Raw genomic sequence first — 20,034 nt, forward strand, 5'->3', positions numbered from 1 at the left:
AGAGGGCTGTGTTTAAAGTACATTTGTTACTTTAAATACAGCCTTTTATTTTGTGAATTTAGGACTAAACTATAAAAAACATATTTTTTCTGAAAAAATAGAATAATCATCTTGTTTTTGAATAAATTTACATAAAATAGATAAGTAGGGTTTTATTATAATAGTTTAAGGACAGATAATGTCCTAGAAAAGAAGTTTTTTTTCATAAAGGTGAAAATTTATTTGAATTTTATGTACAATGGAAATGGGATGAAGTGATAGAGATGGAGGGATTGGATGGTCACTAAATCATTAGACATAGAAAATGATGTTTTATTAAGTAGCATTCGTAAATTAGGGGATAATTCGAAAGAAAGCTACGTTATTTTTGATGCGACAAATCATCATGGCATACTAGCGTGTAATGATTCATTTTGTATGCTTACAAATGCTTCGCGTTCACAAATCCTAAATACTGATTATTTTTCATGGCTCTCTATAGATGAAAAAAAGACAACCATAAAAATGATAAAAGAAAAAATACATAACGGCATAATGGTCCAGGCAAAGCTCTATCATAATGGCATTAATAAATCGCCCTTTTGGGCAGAGATACAAGCATTACCATTTTGCAATGAGGCTAATCGTACGAAATATGTTTTAGTGCTTGTGAAGGATGTAACGTATTACCGTACTGAAGACTTCCTAATGAGATTAGAAAATGATATGTACAAGGCCATCGAGCGAGATAGCACTCTTGAACAAAAGATGAAAATTATTTGCCGTGGACTGGATGATTTTTTTACGCCGAATATTGCAAGTATGGTTCTAGTAAAAACAGAGTCCAATCAATTACAAGTTTTCACAGGTAATGATCCGGAGGAAAGTGTGCCAAGGTGCTGTGAAAACAATGCATTTTTTATTGAAGTAATGCAATCAGGAAATGCTAGGCTCGTGGAAAATTTAGATGAAGTAAATATCCCTGAGGAACATAAACAATATGCTACATTATCTGAAAAGCCGTATGGATGGTTTGTACCTATACGCAATCAACAACGGCAAGTGATAGGGTTATTTTCGATCTATTTTCAAAAAACACGAAGCGACCAAATGTCTTTTAAAAATATGCTTCAAAAAATGGGGTCACTTGTTGCGTTGGCTGTTACCTATGCTCGAACTCAAAAAAAAATTTGGGATTTAGCCTACACGGATATTACAACGGGTCTACCTAATCGTCATAGCTTTGTTAATTCGATTGAAAAAGAAGTGGAGCATGGTTTAAGCGGTTTTATCAAAATATTAAAACCAAGTGAATTTCATCAAGTAGTGGAACTTTACGGGCGTGAGGTTGGAGATGAGCTTTTAAGGCAACTCGCTAAAAGGTTGGAGCAAGACAAGCCAGAAGATAATGAATATGTTGCTAGATTTACAAGCTCTAGTCTCATTATGTCTACGTTGGCACACAATGAAAATTTACAGGAGTATGATAAGCGGATAAAGGAAACAATTCGTCAGCCCTTTATTATAGGGGGAAAGCAAATCTATATCACGCTAAAAACAGGAATCGCTTCCTATAATAATGACACAAAAATCATTGATGCGATTCGCTTTGCTGATAATGCTCTTTCCTTTGCAATTGATAGACCAGGTACACATACTGAAATTTTTACAACAGAAAAAAATGATGTGCTTATACAGAAAATGACGGTTTTAAATCATTTATCACAAGCAATCAAAAATAAAGAAATTACAGTCCATTTACAGCCTAAGGTAGACTTACGTGATGGTGAAATACACAGTATTGAGGCACTGGCACGGTGGATTTCTCCAAAACTAGGCTTTGTGTCACCAGCCATCTTCATTCCAGTAGCTGAGAGTACTGGGAAGGTTCTGGAAATAGATGTTCTTGTTTTAGAGACTGTGCTTTCATGGCTTTCAGAACGTCAACGGCTAGGAAAGAAATTAGTGAAAATTGCAGTTAATATCTCACCTGATCATTTTTACTATACGCATTTCGTTCAGGATACACTGAAACTTGTTCAAAAATATAATATTGACCCTAGCTATATTATTTTAGAGGTGACTGAAAATATTGGTTTAGTAGACTTTCAATCTGCCTTTAAAATTATTCAAGAATTAAAAAGCTATGGTTTTAAAACATCAGTAGATGATTTTGGAACAGGTTTTTCATCATTAAGCTATCTACAACAGCTACCCTTCACTGAATTAAAGATTGATCGTAGCTTTATTAATGCGATTGAAGATGCGGCAACACTTGCGATTGTACGCTCCATTATTCAGTTGGCATTAAACTTAGGGATGATTTCAGTTGCAGAGGGCATTGAAACGGAAGAGCAGGTAGAAATTTTACGTGCACTAGGCTGTACAGTAGGACAAGGCTATTTTTATTATAAGCCAATGCCCATTGAACAAGTAGATAAAATTCTTGATCAATAGCTTATTTTTGACAAATATAAAATAACAAAAGGAGTTGTCCTAAATTAATTTTTGAGGCGACTCCTTTTTTCTGTTATACTAGTTGAGATAAAAATGAAATCCGAACGGTGAGGAGAGAATCCCTTTGAGCAAAGTCTATGTATTTGATCATCCACTAATCCAACACAAATTAACTTATATTCGCGACAAGAACACAGGAACAAAAGAATTTCGTGAGCTAGTAGACGAAGTAGCAACACTTATGGCGTTTGAAATCACACGTGATATGCCAGTAGAAGAAATTGAAATTGAAACACCTGTAACAATTGCCAAAACAAAAGTACTTTCTGGTAAAAAGCTTGCGATTGTACCAATTCTACGTGCAGGTATCGGTATGGTAGATGGCGTATTAAAGCTTATCCCAGCAGCTAAAGTTGGTCATATTGGTCTTTATCGTGATCCTGAAACGTTAAAACCAGTTGAATATTATGCAAAACTTCCAGCAGATGTGGAAGAGCGTGATTTCATCATTGTAGATCCAATGCTTGCAACTGGTGGTTCAGCAGTGGAAGCCATCCACTCACTGAAAAAACGTGGAGCTAAAAACATTAAATTCATGTGCTTAATCGCTGCACCAGAGGGTGTAAAAGCTATTCAAGAAGAACATTCTGATGTAGATATTTATATTGCTGCACTCGATGAAAAATTAAACGATCATGGCTATATTGTACCTGGTTTAGGTGATGCCGGAGACCGTCTATTCGGTACAAAATAAAAATCAATACATGTAATTTCCTCATTTAGGAAACTAATAACTTGTGAAAGCGTCCTTCAAATTGAAGGGCGTTTCCTAGTATGTGTAGGCAAGTACGTCTATTGATGACCATTAATAGATGTAGTTGACCATTTCATACAATAACAAAAAGGACGGTGCAGATCGTTTTGATAAAAAAATGGAAAGTAATGACGATTTTTGGTACAAGACCAGAAGCAATTAAAATGGCTCCTCTCGTTTTGGAGTTACAAAAGTATCCTGAGCAAATAGAATCTATTGTAACCGTAACAGCACAGCATCGCCAAATGCTCGACCAAGTATTAGAGACATTTAACATAACACCAAACTATGATTTAAATATAATGAAGGATCGTCAAACATTAATTGATGTAACGACAAACGCATTACAAGGCTTAGATAAAGTAATGAAAGAAGCACAACCAGATATCGTTTTGGTACATGGTGATACAGCAACAACCTTCATTGCGAGCTTGGCGGCATTCTATAACCAAATTGCTATAGGGCATGTGGAAGCAGGCTTACGTACATGGAACAAGTATTCACCATATCCAGAGGAAATGAATCGTCAGCTAACAGGTGTGATGGCAGATTTACATTTTGCTCCAACGGAAGTATCTAAAAAGAACCTGCTAGATGAAAATAAAAATCCAGACACGATTTTTGTGACAGGAAATACAGCCATTGACGCATTAGCAACAACGGTCAGTGAGCACTACACACACCCTGTATTAGATAAGATTGGCGAAGATCGCATGATTTTATTAACGGCACATCGTCGTGAAAATCTGGGTGAACCAATGCGCCATATGTTCAAAGCGATTACGAGAATATTAACAGAGCATGAGGATGTTCAAGTTGTATATCCAGTGCATATGAATCCAGCTGTTAGAGAAATTGCGAATGAAATCTTAGGAGACAATGAACGTGTACATTTAATAGAGCCTCTTGAAGTGTTTGATTTCCATAATTTTGCGGCAAATTCATATATGATTTTAACGGACTCAGGTGGCGTACAAGAAGAAGCACCTTCATTAGGGAAACCAGTGCTTGTTCTAAGAGATACGACAGAACGTCCAGAAGGCATTGAAGCTGGCACATTAAAGCTAGCGGGAACGGAAGAAGAAACAATTTATGCCTTAGCAAAGGAATTACTAACAGATAAAAATGCCTACGAAGTAATGGCGAAAGCATCGAATCCATATGGAGATGGGCATGCATCGAAGCGTATTGTTGAGGCACTGCTAGAATTTTTACAAAGAACTAATTAATGTACTATATTTAATTCGGAAAAATAAGTCTAATGTACCTATTGAAATGGGTAAGCTAATTTACGAGCATAATCATGTCGTAAATTAGCTTTTTTTTCGTGTGAGAAGGTTGGGAACTTTTGAAACTATGAAATTTCATACACAAATTTGTCAACAATTTGACAAGAGTATATAGGCTGTGAAGTTTTTCTCCTTTACCAATTGACTTCAAATATCACCTATTGTATGCTTACAAAGGGTAAGAATGATAAGGGTTTCAGTTCATAAATAGGACGTTGAAACACTTGTTATATCAACTTTCTACTAAATTGACAGTTCAAAATAAAACTGTCGATTTGCAACGTTTTGTGCGTTTCGGTTTTTACCGAGTCGGTAAGGGGTGTAAGTTATTTTTGGGCATTTACACCTGTAATTGAAATGACTCTCCCATTACTATTCCGCTGTGAGTAGTGTCTTTCACTGCTCTTTTCTGATTTCACATAGTGGTCAGCAAACGTTTTCATTACTCGAAAAAATGATTCAGGAGATTATAACCAATGCTAGATTTGCATCACATTTTTGCTGTGCAGAAGAGGGCGTTATTTTTTTTGCTTGCACTCTGCGCATTAGGCTGGGGATTTACTCCCTATCAAACTGTTTTTGCGGGCATCGCAATAGGTGCATTTTTTGGTACGTATAATTTTTGGATTCTAGTTCGACGTATGGAGAAGTTTGACAGATCCATTAGTGAAGGGAAGAAAATAGGCTCACTTGGTACAGCACTTCGCTTTGGATCAGGTGTTGCGGCAGTCGCAATAGCCATTTCGTTGCCAAACTATTTTCACTTAATTAGCACGGTTATAGGGCTAATGATTCCGTACGTTTTTCTCTTTGTCGAGAGAATTGTGTCACATGTAAGGAACCGCTAATGTGCTTTAAATTAGAAAGAGAGGTGAAAAATAACAATGAATCATGAAGCTCCGTTACTAGAAGTCGGTTTTTTAACATTTAACTTATCAACAGTTATGATGTTACTAGTTGCAGCAATTATCGTATTTTTAATTGCCTTTATTTCAACTAGAAGCCTAAAGTTAAAACCTACTGGTATGCAAAACTTTATGGAATGGATTATGGATTTCGTTAAGAATATTATTAAAAGCAACATGGACTGGAAAACTGGTGGTCGATTCCACGTTCTAGCCATTACGCTAATTATGTTTATCGCAGTATCTAACTTACTAGGTCTTCCATTCTCTATCGTCTATGATCATCAGCTATGGTGGAAATCACCAACAGCTGACCCTACAGTTACGATGACATTGGCAGCAATGATTTTAGTCTTAACGCAATACTATGGTGTTAAAATGAAGGGTACAGGTCATTATGTTGGTACATTCTTCAAACCAATGTCATTCATGTTCCCGCTGAAAATAGTAGAAGAATTTGCAAACACATTAACATTAGGTTTACGTCTTTACGGTAACATTTACGCGGGTGAGATTTTACTTGGCTTACTTGCAGGTTTAGCATCATCAGGTGCTGTGGGATTCATCGGGGCAATCGTTCCTATGATGGCATGGCAAGGTTTCTCAATTTTCATCGGCTTTATCCAAGCCTTTATCTTCACAATGTTAACAATGGTTTACATGGCTCATAAAGTGAGCGATGACCATTAATATAAAGCATATATCCTATGCTTGAATCACAAAAAAACAAACAATTCCAAGGAGGAAATTTTCAAATGACAGGTTCATTAGGTTTATTAGCAGCAGCAATCGCAATCGGTTTAGGTGCACTTGGTGCAGGTATTGGTAACGGTCTTATCGTATCAAAAACAGTAGAAGGTATCGCTCGTCAACCAGAAGCTCGTGGCGTTCTTCAAACTACAATGTTCATCGGGGTTGCATTAGTTGAAGCCCTACCGATCATCGCAGTAGTAGTAGCATTCATCGTAATGAACAAATAATTCAGTTGAACACTGAATTTTACTAGTGGCGAAGCAGGATTCACCAGATGAAACTTCGCCCTTCATTTTGGAACGGATAAAAGCTATGTGTAGATATAGCTTTTTAAAATAGGTAGTTTTTTTAATCATTAAATTATGTTGAAGTTAAAGCTCTTGAAGGGAGTGAAACAATCGTGTTTTTAGATTATCTTGTACTAGGTGCTGGCACTGGTGGAGGTTTTAACAATGGTGACATCATCTCAACATTGGTTATCTTCATAGTGTTAATGTTATTACTTAAGAAATTCGCTTGGGGTCCACTTATGGGCATCATGCAGCAACGTGAAGAATTAGTAGCGAGTGAAATCGAAGCAGCTGAAAAAGCGCGCAAAGAATCGCACCAATTTTTAGAAGAACAAAAGAGCCTTCTTAAAGAAGCTCGTACGGAAGCACAATCGATTGTTGAAGGCGCTAAGAAACAAGGCGAACTACAAAAAGAAGAAATTCTTACTGTAGCGCGCAATGAAGCAAACCGCTTAAAAGAATCGGCTTTACGTGAAATTGAGTCTGAAAAAGAAAAAGCTATTGCAGCAGTACGTGATGAAGTCGTTTCATTATCTGTACTTGCAGCATCTAAAGTCCTTAGCAAAGAGATTTCTGAGGCAGACAACCGTGCTCTAATTGAAGAGACGATTGCGAAGGCAGGCGAAGCTCGATGAGTAATTCAACTGTAGCAAAACGTTACGCTCAAGCGCTTTTTGAATTAGCGCAACAAAAAAACAATCTTACTGAAGTTGGAGCAGACTTAAACGAACTAACAAAAGTAATGAAAGAATCTCCTGATTTTTTAACGCTTTTAAGTGCGCCTAAGTTCTCCATCGAACGTAAAAAACAAATGGTAGCTGAAATCTTCACTGGTGCAACACCAGAAGTTTTACACACGGTTCAACTTCTAGTTGAGAAAAAACGTGTAAACGAGATTAAGCTAATTGCCAATGCATATGCTGAGCTTGCTGCACAAGCACAAGGTATGGCAGATGCAACAGTATTTTCAACACGTGCACTTTCTGCAGAAGAAAGCGCTAATATTTCGACAGCATTTGCGAAACTTGTTGGAAAACAATCATTAAACATTACAAACGAAATCGATCCAACTTTACTTGGTGGTATTCGTGTTCAAATCGGTAACCATATTTATGACAGCTCAGTAGTTAACAAACTAGAGCGTCTAAAACGTGAATTAATCGGTTAATAATTTAGAAATGTGAGAGGTGACATACATGGGCATCAAGGCTGAAGAAATCAGCAGTCTGATTAAACAACAGATTGAGAATTATGAATCTGAACTTAAAGTAAGCGAAGTTGGTACAGTTATCCGTATTGGTGACGGTATCGCTCTTGCTCATGGCCTCGACAACGCCATGGCTGGAGAGCTTTTAGAGTTCTCTAACGGTGTTATGGGTATGGCTCAAAACCTAGAAGAAGGTAACGTTGGTATCGTAATCTTAGGTCCATACACTGACATCAAAGAAGGCGATGAAGTTCGTCGTACAGGTCGTATCATGGAAGTACCAGTTGGTGAAGAACTGATTGGTCGTGTTGTAAACCCACTTGGTCAACCAGTGGATGGACAAGGTCCTATCAACGCTACAAAATCTCGTCCAATCGAAAGCCCAGCTTTCGGTGTAATGGCTCGTAAATCAGTACACGAACCACTACAAACGGGTATTAAAGCGATTGACGCATTAGTGCCAATCGGTCGTGGTCAACGTGAGTTAATCATCGGTGACCGTCAAGTAGGTAAAACATCTGTAGCAATCGATACAATCTTAAACCAAAACGGTGAAAACATGATTTGTATCTATGTTGCAATCGGTCAAAAAGAATCTACTGTACGTGGTGTTGTTGAGACTTTACGTAAACATGGTGCTTTAGATTATACAATCGTTGTAACTGCAGCAGCATCTCAACCTGCTCCATTATTATACTTAGCACCATTTGCTGGTGTTTCTATGGCAGAAGAATTCATGTTACAAGGTAAACACGTTTTAATCGTGTATGATGATCTTTCTAAACAAGCATCAGCTTACCGTGAACTTTCACTTCTTCTACGCCGTCCTCCAGGTCGTGAAGCATACCCTGGTGATGTATTCTACTTACACAGCCGCTTACTTGAACGTGCTGCGAAGTTAAATGAAACTTACAACTGTGGTTCTATCACAGCTCTTCCATTCGTAGAGACACAAGCTGGGGATATCTCTGCATACATCCCAACTAACGTAATCTCAATTACTGATGGTCAAATCTTCTTACAATCTGACTTATTCAACTCAGGTGTACGTCCAGCGATCAACGCAGGTCTTTCAGTATCACGTGTAGGTGGATCAGCTCAAATTAAAGCAATGAAAAAAGTTGCGGGTACACTACGTCTTGACTTAGCTGCATTCCGTGAGCTTGAATCATTTGCTCAATTCGGTTCAGATTTAGATAAAATTACACTTGCTAAACTTGAACGTGGTAAACGTACGGTTGAAGTGCTTAAACAAGACCTAAACAAACCACTTAAAGTTGAAAAACAAGTTGCTATCCTATATGCATTAACTAAAGGTCATTTAGATGATATCCCAGTACAAGATATCGTTCGTTTCGAAAACGAATTCTTAAGCTGGTTAGATTCAAACCACACTAACGTTCTAGATCATGTTCGTACTACAAAAGAGCTTGCTCCGGATGCGGATTATGAAGCAGCAATCAATGCATTCAAGAAAACATTCGCTAAATCAGAATAAGTTCTAGCTAGTCACTTGATTAAAAAACAAAAGGTGGTGAAATACCAGTGGTAAACTTACGCGAAATAAAAGGTCGTATTAATTCAACAAAGAGTACGAAACAAATTACGAAAGCGATGCAGATGGTTTCTTCTTCAAAGTTACGTCGTGCAGAGCAAAATGCTAAAGCTTACGTTCCTTATATGGAAAAAATCCAAGACGTAGTAGGCGCGATTGCAGCAGGTACAAAAGACAGTGGACACCCAATGTTAACTGCTCGTCCTGTAAAGAAAACAGCTTACTTAGTCATTGGTTCTGACCGTGGTCTAGCAGGTGCTTACAACTCAAGTATCCTACGTCAAGTACAACGTACAATTAACGAGCGTCATAAATCAAAAGACGAATACGTTATTTTAGCAGTAGGTCGTGTTGTTCGTGATTACTTTGTGAAACGTGATCATAATGTCATCAGCAGTGTTGTTGCTCTTCCTGACCAACCAACATTCGCTGATATTAAAGAAATCGCTCGTAATGCTGTTGGTATGTTCATTGACGGTACGTATGATGAGCTTTATATGTACTATAATCACTTTGTCAGCGCAATTGCTAACGAAGTGACAGAGAAAAAACTTCTTCCATTAACAGATATCGCACCTGTAAACAGTAAAGCTTCTTATGAATTCGAACCATCTGGCGAAGCAATTCTTGAAGTATTACTTCCACAATACGCGGAAAGCTTAGTTTATGGCGCATTATTGGATGGAAAAGCAAGTGAACATGCTTCTCGTATGACTGCTATGAAAAATGCAACTGATAATGCATCTGATCTTATTGCAGATCTTTCATTGCAATATAACCGTGCACGTCAAGCAGCGATTACACAAGAAATTACAGAAATCGTTGGTGGAGCTGCAGCCTTAGAATAGGCTCAGCTCACCAATGTCGTATAAGAATACGATAGGAGGGTACACAGTAATGAATAAAGGACATGTTATTCAAGTAATGGGTCCAGTTGTCGACGTAAAATTCGAAAACGGCCAATTACCAGCAATCTATAACTCATTAACAGTTAAGATTGAACGTCCTAATGAAGAACCAACAACTCTTGCATTAGAAGTTGCACTTCATTTAGGCGATGATTCTGTTCGTACAATTGCAATGTCATCTACTGATGGCTTACAACGTGGAGCAGAAGTAACAGACTTAGGAAAAGCTATCTCAGTACCAGTTGGTGAAGTGACACTAGGTCGTGTATTCAACGTACTTGGAGAAGTAATTGACTTAGGTGAAGAGATTCCAGCAGATGCTCGTCGTGATTCAATTCACCGCGAAGCTCCATCTTTCGATGAACTTTCAACTACAGTTGAAATTCTTGAAACAGGTATCAAAGTAGTAGACTTATTAGCACCTTATATTAAAGGTGGTAAGATCGGTCTATTCGGTGGTGCTGGTGTAGGTAAAACAGTATTAATCCAAGAATTAATTAATAACATCGCACAAGAGCACTCAGGTATCTCTGTATTTGCTGGTGTAGGTGAGCGTACTCGTGAAGGGAACGACTTATTCTTCGAGATGAGCGATTCAGGCGTTATCAAGCAAACAGCGATGGTATTCGGTCAAATGAACGAGCCTCCTGGTGCACGTATGCGTGTAGCTTTAACTGGTCTTACAATGGCGGAATACTTCCGTGATGAGCAAGGCGCTGACGTACTTTTATTCATCGACAATATCTTCCGTTTCACACAAGCAGGTTCAGAGGTTTCTGCCCTATTAGGTCGTATGCCTTCTGCGGTAGGTTACCAACCAACACTTGCAACTGAAATGGGTAAACTACAAGAACGTATCACATCTACGAACAAAGGATCTGTAACTTCTATCCAAGCGATTTATGTACCAGCCGATGACTATACTGACCCGGCTCCAGCTACAACTTTCGCCCACTTAGATGCAACTACTAACCTTGAGCGTAAATTATCAGAAATGGGTATCTACCCTGCGGTTGACCCATTAGCTTCGACTTCTCGTGCATTATCACCTGAAATCGTAGGCGCTGAGCACTACGCAATTGCTACTGGTGTACAACGTACAATCCAACGTTACCGTGAATTACAAGATATCATTGCAATCTTAGGTATGGATGAGTTATCTGATGAAGACAAACAAACAGTAGAACGTGCTCGTCGTATTCAATTCTTCTTATCACAAAACTTCCACGTAGCGGAACAATTCACTGGTCAAAAAGGTTCTTATGTACCTGTAAAAGAAACTGTTCGTTCATTCAAGGAAATCCTTGATGGCAAATGGGATCACCTTCCAGAAGATGCTTTCCGTCTAGTTGGTTCTATTGATGAAGTAGTTGAAAAAGCGAAAAGCATGGGCGTAGAGGTTTAATACTAGGGACGAGGAGGAAAAAATATGAAGACAGTTCAAGTCAATATTGTCACTCCCGACGGCCCAGTATACGATTCTGAAGTATCAATGGTAATCGCTAAAACAACTTCAGGAGAAATCGGTGTTCTTGCAGGCCATATTCCAATGGTTGCTCCACTTGCAATTGGTGCAGTGAAGCTGAAAAAAGAAAACGGTTCGACTGATATAGTTGCTGTAAGCGGTGGTTTCATTGAAGTTCGTCCAGAAAAGATCTCAATTTTAGCGCCTTCTGCTGAAATTGCTGAAAACATCGATGTTCAACGTGCTAAAGAAGCCGTTAAACGCGCTGAAGGACGTCTTCAAAGTAAACAAGACGACATTGATTTCAAACGTGCTGACCTAGCATTAAAACGTGCGTTGAATCGTATCAACGTTCATGAGGGTAATATCTAATTCATTTTTAACGGGCAGATATAGTATCTGCCCGTTTTTTAAGGTGAAGTAAATTGAAGGAGGGGTAGCATGGAACTGTATGAAGCGATAGGACAAGAAGCATTACTGGGCATTTTATCTCATCTGTTTTTTATTGCTATTACTTTTTACGCATTACAAGCTTTTATGGTGGAGAAACTATTTAAGAAGAATCGAGTATTTCAAATTCAACTTATTTATATTTTACTCAGTATTACGATAGGCTCAGCAGTATCTAATTTCTTTCTCCAAATATCTAGCTGGTCAGGCAAACTTCCCTATTTATTTTAAAGCACTCGTTGTTAAATACTATAAGATTTATGCACCTACATGCTTCAAAGGACTTTATAATACCATTTGTGTGGCCCTTTGAACTATGTATAAAAATCTTCCGTACCAGTTTTGCCTTGGCATCATTACAGCTTACGATGCGTCTGTTATTGGTAAGACGCACGCTAACAAAATATGTACATGATGCATTCATATAGTAAAGGGAATATTTTACTGAATGAAGATAAAATAGGTTTTTTGTGCATATATCTTTGGGTATGTATTGAAAGTGAACGGGTTATTGGTCATTCACAAAAAAAAAATGACAGCGTACAATAAATAAATAGCAAAATATCTAATAATGCCTTAAAATAGTGATTTGGACGCTTGAACGAGCGTTAGAAAAGTTGTACTATAGAGTTGTTTGTTTACTGATTATGACATTATACTTCTTTTTAAAATAAAAATTCGATAGGTTAATAGATTGAATTCGGAGGGACATAGGGTGGATAAAATAATAGTGACTGGCGGCCAAAAACTACAGGGAAAAGTACGTGTAGAGGGCGCAAAAAATGCAGTGTTACCAATCCTTGCGGCAGCTTTACTTGCTTCAAAAGGAGAAAATGTAATTAAAGAAGTCCCTAATTTAGCAGACGTCTTTACAATAAACGAAGTACTTAAAAGTTTAAACGCAGCAGTTACATATATACCTGAAGATAATGCCGTATATATAGATGCAACTAAAGAACTTTCAAGTGAAGCTCAATTTGAATTTGTTAGTAAAATGCGTGCATCTATTTTAGTGATGGGTTCTCTACTTGCTCGTAATGGATATGCTCGCGTGGCACTACCAGGAGGCTGTGCAATCGGTTCTCGTCCAATTGAGTTACACTTAAAGGGCTTCGAAGCTATGGGTGCAAAAATTTCATTTGGTCACGGATATGTAGAGGCAAAAACGGAAGGTCGTTTAAAAGGGGCTAATGTGTATTTAGATTTCCCTAGTGTTGGTGCTACTGAAAATATTATGACAGCCGCATCTTTAGCAGAAGGGACAACTGTAATTGAAAATGCTGCGAAGGAGCCCGAAATTGTCGATCTTGCAAACTTCATCAATAGCATGGGCGGTCGTGTAATTGGTGCTGGTACAAATACAATACGTATCGAAGGAGTCGATACATTATATGGAGTAGAGCACCATATTATTCCCGATCGTATTGAGGCTGGTACATTTATGGTGGCAGCAGCTATTACGAAGGGTGATGTAGTCATTGAAAATGCTGTTCCTGAGCATATGACAGCTTTAATAGCTAAGATGCGTGAAATGGGTGTAGAGATTACTGAACTGGATGAGGGAATCCGTGTACGTGCTCCTCATACATTAAAAGCTGTTGATATTAAAACAATGCCACATCCAGGCTTCCCAACAGATATGCAATCACAAATGATGGCATTAATGTTAACTGCGGAAGGTACGAGTATTATTACAGAAACGGTATTTGAAAATCGTTTTATGCATGTTGAGGAATTCCGTCGCATGAATGCTGGTGCTAAAATAGAAGGACGTTCTGTGTTTATCGAGGGGCCGGTTAATCTTCAGGGAGCTGAAGTAATGGCAACGGATTTACGAGCTGCGGCTGCCCTAATTTTAGCAGGTCTTGTATCTGAAGGAATAACACGTGTGACGAAGCTTCATCATTTAGACCGTGGTTATGTTGATTTCCATGGCAAGCTAGCATCGCTTGGTGCCAACATTGAACGTATTACTGAACTTACTGAAGAAGTAGTGACAGTTGAAGACACAATAATTGAATTACCTACAAACTAAATGGATTTCTCAACCCTTTGCTTTTGGAGCAGAGGGTTTTTTGTTTGCTCATAACTTTAAGAGATCTAGCATATTATTCCTTATGAAAAAATGGATGATTAGTATAGGTGTCATTTGTTTGATTGGAGTATTATACATGCTTCCTGTTATAGGGCTTAGTGAAAGACGGGAGGCTGTCAAACCTCCAACTAGTGATGAGAATGCCTGTGAAATATTTATAGAAGTGGAGGGACAAGAGGAAAAAATCCCTTTGGAAACGTATATTACAGGTGTTGTTGCAGCGGAAATGCCTGTTTCTTTTAAAAAGGAGGCATTGAAAGCCCAAGCGATTGCAGCACGCACATACGCACTGAAAACGACAAATTACGGTAAAACTGCAATTGCTCCAACTGTGGCAAGGCAAGTTTTTTATGATGAGGAGCAAAGAAAGGCGAATTGGGCTAGCAATTTCCTGGGAAATGAAAAGAAAATTGTCGAAGCAATCAATGAAACGAAAGGACAAGTTCTTCTTTATAATAAGGAACTAATTACAGCCATGTTCCACTCGACAAGCAATGGTAAAACAGAAAGTGCCTTTGGCTATAGTGGGAATGATATTCCATATTTGAAAAGTGTTGCAAGTATCTCAGATCAAGCATCACCGAAGTTTGAGGCTCAGCAAGAATGGACATTAGCCCAATGGAATAAGTTGTGGCCTGTACAGTGGCAAGCTAGTGATTTTAATCGTATCCAGCTATTTTACAATGAGTCAGGGCGAGTAGAGCGTTTGCAGTTAGGGAGCAATGTCTGGACTGGTAGAGAGGTTAGAACACTTCTTGGCATACCATCAACTGATTTTACAATTGTCTATGACGCAAAGACAAGAAAGGTCCATGTGACAACCCAAGGTTATGGTCATGGCGTGGGCATGAGTCAATATGGCGCTGAGGCAATGGCAAACGAAGGGAAAACGGCTGCCGAAATTTTACACTATTATTATCAAGATATTGAAATAAAAAAAATAGATGCATGTTTAAAATAACTTCTAGTTGTTCACACTGCAACTAGAGGTGATGAAAATGAGAGAGGATAAAAACAATAAAACTTCTCAAAACCAAAATCCAAATCAAAAGGAAAATGGTCAATTACAAAAGAAACCTTGGTTTTGGCCAGCAGTTTACACAGGTGGTGCACTAGTTCTAGCAGGATTGTTATTTGGTTACAATAGTCTCGTATCAAAAGTAGAAGAGGCTCCTTTACCAGATTTAGCGGAAGTTGATCCAGGTCCTGTAGTAGAAACAAATGCACGTACTGAAAACATGAAGTACCCATTCAAAGAAGAGAGTCTTAGTAAAGTACAAGTTTTACAAGAGTTCTACGAGTTAGAGGCAAATGAAGAGTCCCGTGAAAATGCACTAATGGTATTTAATCAAACATTTACAACGTCTTCTGGTATCTCTATCGCTATGAATGGTGAAGAATTTGAAGTACTAGCTGCTATGAGTGGTAAAGTACTAGAGGTAAAACTAGACGCATTTACAGGCAATAAGATTGTAATTGAGCATCCAAACGGTATGCAAACACATTATAGCTCTGTAAAGGATATCGCTGTTAAAGAAGGCGATGAGGTTACACAAGGTCAGGCATTAGGAAAAGCAACTGATAACGAGTGGAATCAAGCGGCTGGCGTCCACATGCATTTCGAAGTTCTTGAAGACGGAAAATATATTAATCCGAAAAAATTACTAGCTTTTTAATTCGAAAAGCTAGTAACGCATAAAAAGTCAGCATTTTATCAGGAAAATGCAAAAAATGTTCTGAATAGCTTTGTCCTTACATAAGGTGAAGAAATGCGCAAATGTGCATCTGATTGCCAAAGCATTTTGTGAAATTGTGTGGAAAGGACGAAGAAAGTGCATGAGCACATTCGGAAGCGCTGCATACGCCTCGGTGAATTACTGATTGAGACGCGTGAGACTGTGCGTGTCCTCGCGAAAATGACTGGTTATTCAAAAAGTACGGTGCACAAGGATTTAACAGAGCGATTACCAACAATTCATGAAGGATTAGCTGACCAAGTGAAAGAAATACTCGCCTACCATAAGGCCGTACGTCATATTCGTGGAGGAGAAGCAACGAAAAACAAGTGGAAAGAGAGAGCGAGTCAAGACTGATTCGTTCTTTTTTATTGTCTTGGAAATGTATTTATGACGAATTCTATGGAATAGTAATTCTATATTATAGCCGTTCATAACCTGAAAAGAAAACAGTCTCATTCACTAAATTTAGGTGAAATTACCAATAGAATATGATAAAATATTCTAGATAAAGAGATAAAATGAACGTTATGTAGTTGGAACTGGCGGGAAGGAGAAATTATAGAATGTTTTCGAAAGATATTGGCATTGACTTAGGAACTGCGAACGTATTAATCCACGTTAAAGGTAAAGGAATCGTCCTAAATGAACCATCTGTGGTGGCGATTGACAAAAAGACAAACAAAGTATTAGCGGTAGGGGAAGAAGCTCGCCAAATGGTAGGGAGAACGCCAGGTAATATTACAGCAATTCGCCCACTAAGAGATGGAGTCATTGCAGATTTTGATGTGACAGAGGCGATGTTAAGACATTTCATCAATAAATTAAATGTAAAAGGATTTTTGGCGAAGCCACGAATTTTAATTTGCTGTCCAACGAACATCACAAGTGTTGAGCAAAAAGCAATCCGTGAAGCCGCAGAAAAATCTGGCGGTAAAAAAGTATATTTAGAGGAAGAACCAAAAGTAGCTGCTATCGGTGCAGGCATGGATATCTTCCAACCAAGTGGTAATATGGTAGTCGATATAGGTGGCGGAACAACAGATATCGCAGTTCTATCAATGGGTGATATTGTAACAAGTGAATCCATTAAAGTAGCAGGAGATGTGTTTGATAACGACATTTTGCAATATATTAAAAAAGAATATAAATTGCTAATTGGTGAACGTACAGCAGAAGCAATCAAGATGACAATTGGTACAGTTTTCAAAGGTAGCCGCAACGATACAATGGATATTCGTGGTCGTGACATGGTAACAGGTTTACCACGTACTATTACAATTCATTCCGAGGAAATTGAACGAGCATTGCACGAGTCTGTAGCGATGATTGTCCAATCAGCAAAAAATGTCTTAGAAAAAACACCACCTGAGCTATCAGCCGATATCATTGACCGTGGCGTTATTATTACGGGTGGCGGTGCACTATTACATGGAATGGATCAGCTATTAATAGAAGAGTTAAAGGTACCTGTCTTCGTTGCAGAGAGACCTATGGATTGTGTAGCAATTGGTACGGGAATAATGCTAGAAAACATTGATCGTGTGCCAGCATCCTTATAAAAATAAAATGAGGTGATTTCTTTGTTTAAAGGGTTTTATACAGTTGCAACAGGTATGATCACGCAACAAAGAAGAACAGAATTACTAACAAATAATTTATCAAATGCGAATACACCAGGATTTAAAGCAGATCAATCAACTATTCGCTCATTTCCAGACATGCTAATGTCTAGTATTGGTAAAACAAATGCTCCCGCCAATCAACAAGCAGGCGCTGAATATATGAGTCAAGTAGGAGCTTTAAATACAGGAACATATTTACAAGAAACATTGCCAAATTACATACAAGGCCAAATCTATAGCACTGATTTTACAACAGATATGGCGCTAATTGATGGAAACTTACCACAAAACGAAGATGGGATTACGGGGTCAATTTTCTTCCGTCTAGAACATCCAGCTGGTGGTGAGGCCTATACACGTAATGGTAATTTCACATTAGATGGTCAAGGCTATTTAGTAAACGGGCAGGGTCTATACGTACTCAATGATGCAGGACAACGTATCCAGCTTCCAAACGATGATTTTCGCCTCGATGAAAATGGAGCCATTTTTGTAAACGATCAGCAAGTAGCACGAGTTGGCGTATCATATGCTGCTAATCCGAACATGCTACGTAAACAGGATAATGGTCTTATTCGTACAGAAAATGGGGAGAACTTACCAACAGCCTATGGTGCGAATGGCGTTTCCTTTACGCTACGTCAAAACTTTTTAGAAGGTTCAAACGTAGATTCTGGTCGCACAATGACAGATTTAATGACAGCCTACCGAGCATTCGAAGCAAATCAAAAAGTATTACAAGCTTATGATCGCAGCATGGAAAAGGCAGTGAATGAAATCGGGAAAATCTAACGGGCGAACAGGAGGCGTTTTATAAATGCTACGTACAATGATGACAGCAACGAACACAATGGGTCAATTACAAAATAAACTAGATACAATTAGTAATAATATTGCTAATAGTAGTACAACCGGTTATAAAACGAAGGAAGCATCCTTCAATGAACTACTTTATCAGCAATTTAACAATGATAAGCAGGACCGAGCTGAACGTCAAACACCAGTTGGTATTCGTTATGGATCTGGTGCCATGCTTGGACAAATTAAATCCAATGAAAAGCAAGGCTCATTACAAACAACGAATCGAGATTTAGACTTTGCTTTCACAAAAGCAAAACAATATTTCAATATTTTAATGCCAAATGGTGAAAATGGAACTGAAACAGTGTATACTCGACAAGGTGACTTTTATTTATCTCCGTTGAATAACGGAACAGTAATGCTCGTAACGGCAGAGGGTTATCCCGTAGCCAATGCAGCAGGACAAGCTATTACATTACCAGATACTGTTCAAAAGTTTGCCGTTCGAGATGGTGGTGTTTTAGAAGCATCTTATCCAAATGGTGATATCATTCGTACGGATTTAGCTGTAACAGAATTCCAAAAACCACAATTAATGGAACATGTTTCTGGTTCCTATGTTGGTTTACCAGACAATCTAGCTGAACTTGGCTTTACACAAGCAGAAGTTCTGACAGAGTTTGTGGGTGCGAACCGTCAGCAAATTGGCATGCAAAGTGGTACACTAGAAATGTCCAATGTAAACCTCTCAAAGGAAATGACAGAACTAATACAAACTCAACGTTCTTATCAGTTCAATGCAAGAGCGGTTACATTAGCAGATCAAATGCTAGGACTAATTAACGGCATTCGATAAAAAGTCATCCAAAAACACATAGTTAGGAATGAAGAGGAGTACAATCTATGACAAACGATTCACGTCGACGTTCTGTGCCGACACAAGAAACCGATACGCAACCAGAAAAGAAAGAACGCCGCTCAAATGGAGAGCAACGCGAGGTTCGCTGGGTGCAAATCCGACTGATTCCGATTTGGTTACGCATTGTAATTGTTCTCGTCTTAGTCGTTGCTGCCGCAGCATTAGGCGCAATGTTTGGCTTCAGTGTGATTGGAGAAGGCAATGCTATGGATATTTTTAAAAGGGACACATGGCAGCATATATTTGATATTATGAACGGTAAAGAATAGCAATATTCTTTACCTTACTTTGTGTATACATACTTAATTTCGAGGGGGAAATTACATGTTAACAGCAGAACAAATTCAAGCAATTTTACCACATCGCTATCCTTTTTTATTCGTTGATCGCATTGTTGAATTAGATGAAGGTAAACGCGCAGTAGGTTTAAAAAATGTTTCGATCAATGAAGACTTCTTTAATGGACACTTCCCAGGCTATCCTGTAATGCCAGGTGTATTAATTGTAGAGGCATTAGCACAAGTGGGTGGAGTCGCTTTATTAAATGCAGAAGAATTCAAGGGACGTTTAGCCTTTTTAACAGGTGTGGATAATTGTCGTTTCAAGCGTCAAGTAGTTCCTGGCGACCAACTTAAATTGGAAGTAGAATTTGTAAAACTTCGTGGCGCAATGGGTAAAGGACATGGTATAGCGACTGTAGATGGAGAACTTGTATGTGAAGCCGATATTCTATTTGCGATTGGACCTGAACAGCCTAAACAAGCCTAATTTGCATTTGTAGACCAA

At 38.4% G+C, this 20,034-nt stretch carries 22 protein-coding genes; all 22 read left to right on the forward strand.

Annotated features, from left to right (window positions below; genetic code table 11):
* Positions 1-276 precede the first annotated feature (276 nt).
* The 22 genes from MKY46_RS02790 (at position 277) to fabZ (ending at position 20,016) form a co-directional block, all read left to right on the forward strand.
* On the forward strand, positions 277-2,436 hold the full coding sequence (locus tag MKY46_RS02790; protein ID WP_340833715.1) for an EAL domain-containing protein: 2,160 nt from the start codon (positions 277-279) through the stop codon (positions 2,434-2,436).
* Between the two features lie 124 nt (positions 2,437-2,560).
* Positions 2,561-3,190 carry a uracil phosphoribosyltransferase gene (gene upp / locus MKY46_RS02795; RefSeq protein WP_004269470.1) on the forward strand — a complete coding sequence of 210 codons (630 nt, stop codon included), beginning with the start codon at positions 2,561-2,563 and terminating at the stop codon, positions 3,188-3,190.
* 167 nt (positions 3,191-3,357) lie between these two features.
* Positions 3,358-4,479 carry a non-hydrolyzing UDP-N-acetylglucosamine 2-epimerase gene (gene wecB / locus MKY46_RS02800; RefSeq protein WP_036123633.1) on the forward strand — a complete coding sequence of 374 codons (1,122 nt, stop codon included), beginning with the start codon at positions 3,358-3,360 and terminating at the stop codon, positions 4,477-4,479.
* 536 nt (positions 4,480-5,015) lie between these two features.
* Positions 5,016-5,387: an ATP synthase subunit I gene (locus MKY46_RS02805; RefSeq protein ID WP_036123631.1), complete on the forward strand. Its 372-nt coding sequence runs from the start codon at positions 5,016-5,018 to the stop codon at positions 5,385-5,387.
* A gap of 36 nt (positions 5,388-5,423) precedes the next feature.
* Positions 5,424-6,134 carry a F0F1 ATP synthase subunit A gene (atpB, locus tag MKY46_RS02810; protein WP_036123628.1) on the forward strand — a complete coding sequence of 237 codons (711 nt, stop codon included), beginning with the start codon at positions 5,424-5,426 and terminating at the stop codon, positions 6,132-6,134.
* A 65-nt stretch (positions 6,135-6,199) separates the two neighbouring features.
* Entirely contained in the window at positions 6,200-6,424 is a 225-nt protein-coding gene (gene atpE, locus MKY46_RS02815; RefSeq protein ID WP_004269474.1) for a F0F1 ATP synthase subunit C, read from the forward strand.
* Between the two features lie 173 nt (positions 6,425-6,597).
* On the forward strand, positions 6,598-7,122 hold the full coding sequence (gene atpF / locus MKY46_RS02820; protein WP_089932992.1) for a F0F1 ATP synthase subunit B: 525 nt from the start codon (positions 6,598-6,600) through the stop codon (positions 7,120-7,122).
* The gene (locus MKY46_RS02825) at positions 7,119-7,655 is read left to right on the forward strand and encodes a F0F1 ATP synthase subunit delta (protein WP_036123623.1); all 537 of its coding nucleotides are present in this window, start codon (positions 7,119-7,121) and stop codon (positions 7,653-7,655) included. The genes atpF and MKY46_RS02825 overlap by 4 nt, the downstream gene beginning before the upstream one ends.
* 28 nt (positions 7,656-7,683) lie before the next feature.
* Positions 7,684-9,192 (forward strand): F0F1 ATP synthase subunit alpha, encoded by a 1,509-nt coding sequence (atpA, locus tag MKY46_RS02830; RefSeq protein ID WP_036123620.1) that lies wholly within the window; start codon positions 7,684-7,686, stop codon positions 9,190-9,192.
* A 47-nt stretch (positions 9,193-9,239) separates the two neighbouring features.
* A complete protein-coding gene (gene atpG / locus MKY46_RS02835) occupies positions 9,240-10,097 on the forward strand; it encodes an ATP synthase F1 subunit gamma (RefSeq protein WP_036123615.1) in 858 nt (285 codons plus the stop codon).
* Between the two features lie 49 nt (positions 10,098-10,146).
* Positions 10,147-11,562 (forward strand): F0F1 ATP synthase subunit beta, encoded by a 1,416-nt coding sequence (gene atpD / locus MKY46_RS02840; protein WP_089932989.1) that lies wholly within the window; start codon positions 10,147-10,149, stop codon positions 11,560-11,562.
* Between the two features lie 24 nt (positions 11,563-11,586).
* Complete coding sequence (locus MKY46_RS02845; RefSeq protein WP_036123609.1) at positions 11,587-11,994, forward strand: F0F1 ATP synthase subunit epsilon; 408 nt, start codon at positions 11,587-11,589, stop codon at positions 11,992-11,994.
* Between the two features lie 69 nt (positions 11,995-12,063).
* Positions 12,064-12,303 carry a DUF1146 family protein gene (locus tag MKY46_RS02850; protein ID WP_036123606.1) on the forward strand — a complete coding sequence of 80 codons (240 nt, stop codon included), beginning with the start codon at positions 12,064-12,066 and terminating at the stop codon, positions 12,301-12,303.
* A 484-nt stretch (positions 12,304-12,787) separates the two neighbouring features.
* Positions 12,788-14,107 (forward strand): UDP-N-acetylglucosamine 1-carboxyvinyltransferase, encoded by a 1,320-nt coding sequence (gene murA, locus MKY46_RS02855; RefSeq protein WP_036123602.1) that lies wholly within the window; start codon positions 12,788-12,790, stop codon positions 14,105-14,107.
* Positions 14,108-14,189: 82 nt separating this feature from the next.
* Complete coding sequence (spoIID, locus tag MKY46_RS02860) at positions 14,190-15,128, forward strand: stage II sporulation protein D (RefSeq protein ID WP_101966490.1); 939 nt, start codon at positions 14,190-14,192, stop codon at positions 15,126-15,128.
* Between the two features lie 37 nt (positions 15,129-15,165).
* Positions 15,166-15,843: a M23 family metallopeptidase gene (locus tag MKY46_RS02865; RefSeq protein ID WP_036123599.1), complete on the forward strand. Its 678-nt coding sequence runs from the start codon at positions 15,166-15,168 to the stop codon at positions 15,841-15,843.
* 156 nt (positions 15,844-15,999) lie between these two features.
* Entirely contained in the window at positions 16,000-16,260 is a 261-nt protein-coding gene (locus tag MKY46_RS02870) for a sporulation transcriptional regulator SpoIIID (protein WP_025114760.1), read from the forward strand.
* A 209-nt stretch (positions 16,261-16,469) separates the two neighbouring features.
* Positions 16,470-17,465 carry a rod shape-determining protein gene (locus MKY46_RS02875; RefSeq protein WP_036123595.1) on the forward strand — a complete coding sequence of 332 codons (996 nt, stop codon included), beginning with the start codon at positions 16,470-16,472 and terminating at the stop codon, positions 17,463-17,465.
* 21 nt (positions 17,466-17,486) lie between these two features.
* Positions 17,487-18,320, forward strand: a complete 834-nt coding sequence (locus MKY46_RS02880) for a flagellar hook-basal body protein (RefSeq protein WP_058843804.1) — start codon at positions 17,487-17,489, stop codon at positions 18,318-18,320.
* 25 nt (positions 18,321-18,345) lie between these two features.
* Positions 18,346-19,185, forward strand: a complete 840-nt coding sequence (locus tag MKY46_RS02885; protein ID WP_340833716.1) for a flagellar hook-basal body protein — start codon at positions 18,346-18,348, stop codon at positions 19,183-19,185.
* 47 nt (positions 19,186-19,232) lie between these two features.
* A complete protein-coding gene (locus MKY46_RS02890; RefSeq protein WP_036124463.1) occupies positions 19,233-19,517 on the forward strand; it encodes a DNA-directed RNA polymerase subunit beta in 285 nt (94 codons plus the stop codon).
* Between the two features lie 55 nt (positions 19,518-19,572).
* Entirely contained in the window at positions 19,573-20,016 is a 444-nt protein-coding gene (fabZ, locus tag MKY46_RS02895; protein WP_036124465.1) for a 3-hydroxyacyl-ACP dehydratase FabZ, read from the forward strand.
* The last annotated feature ends 18 nt before the right edge of the window (positions 20,017-20,034 follow it).

The sequence above is a fragment of the Lysinibacillus sp. FSL M8-0355 genome, assembly GCF_038008985.1.
Taxonomy (GTDB): Bacteria; Bacillota; Bacilli; order Bacillales_A; family Planococcaceae; genus Lysinibacillus; species Lysinibacillus fusiformis_D.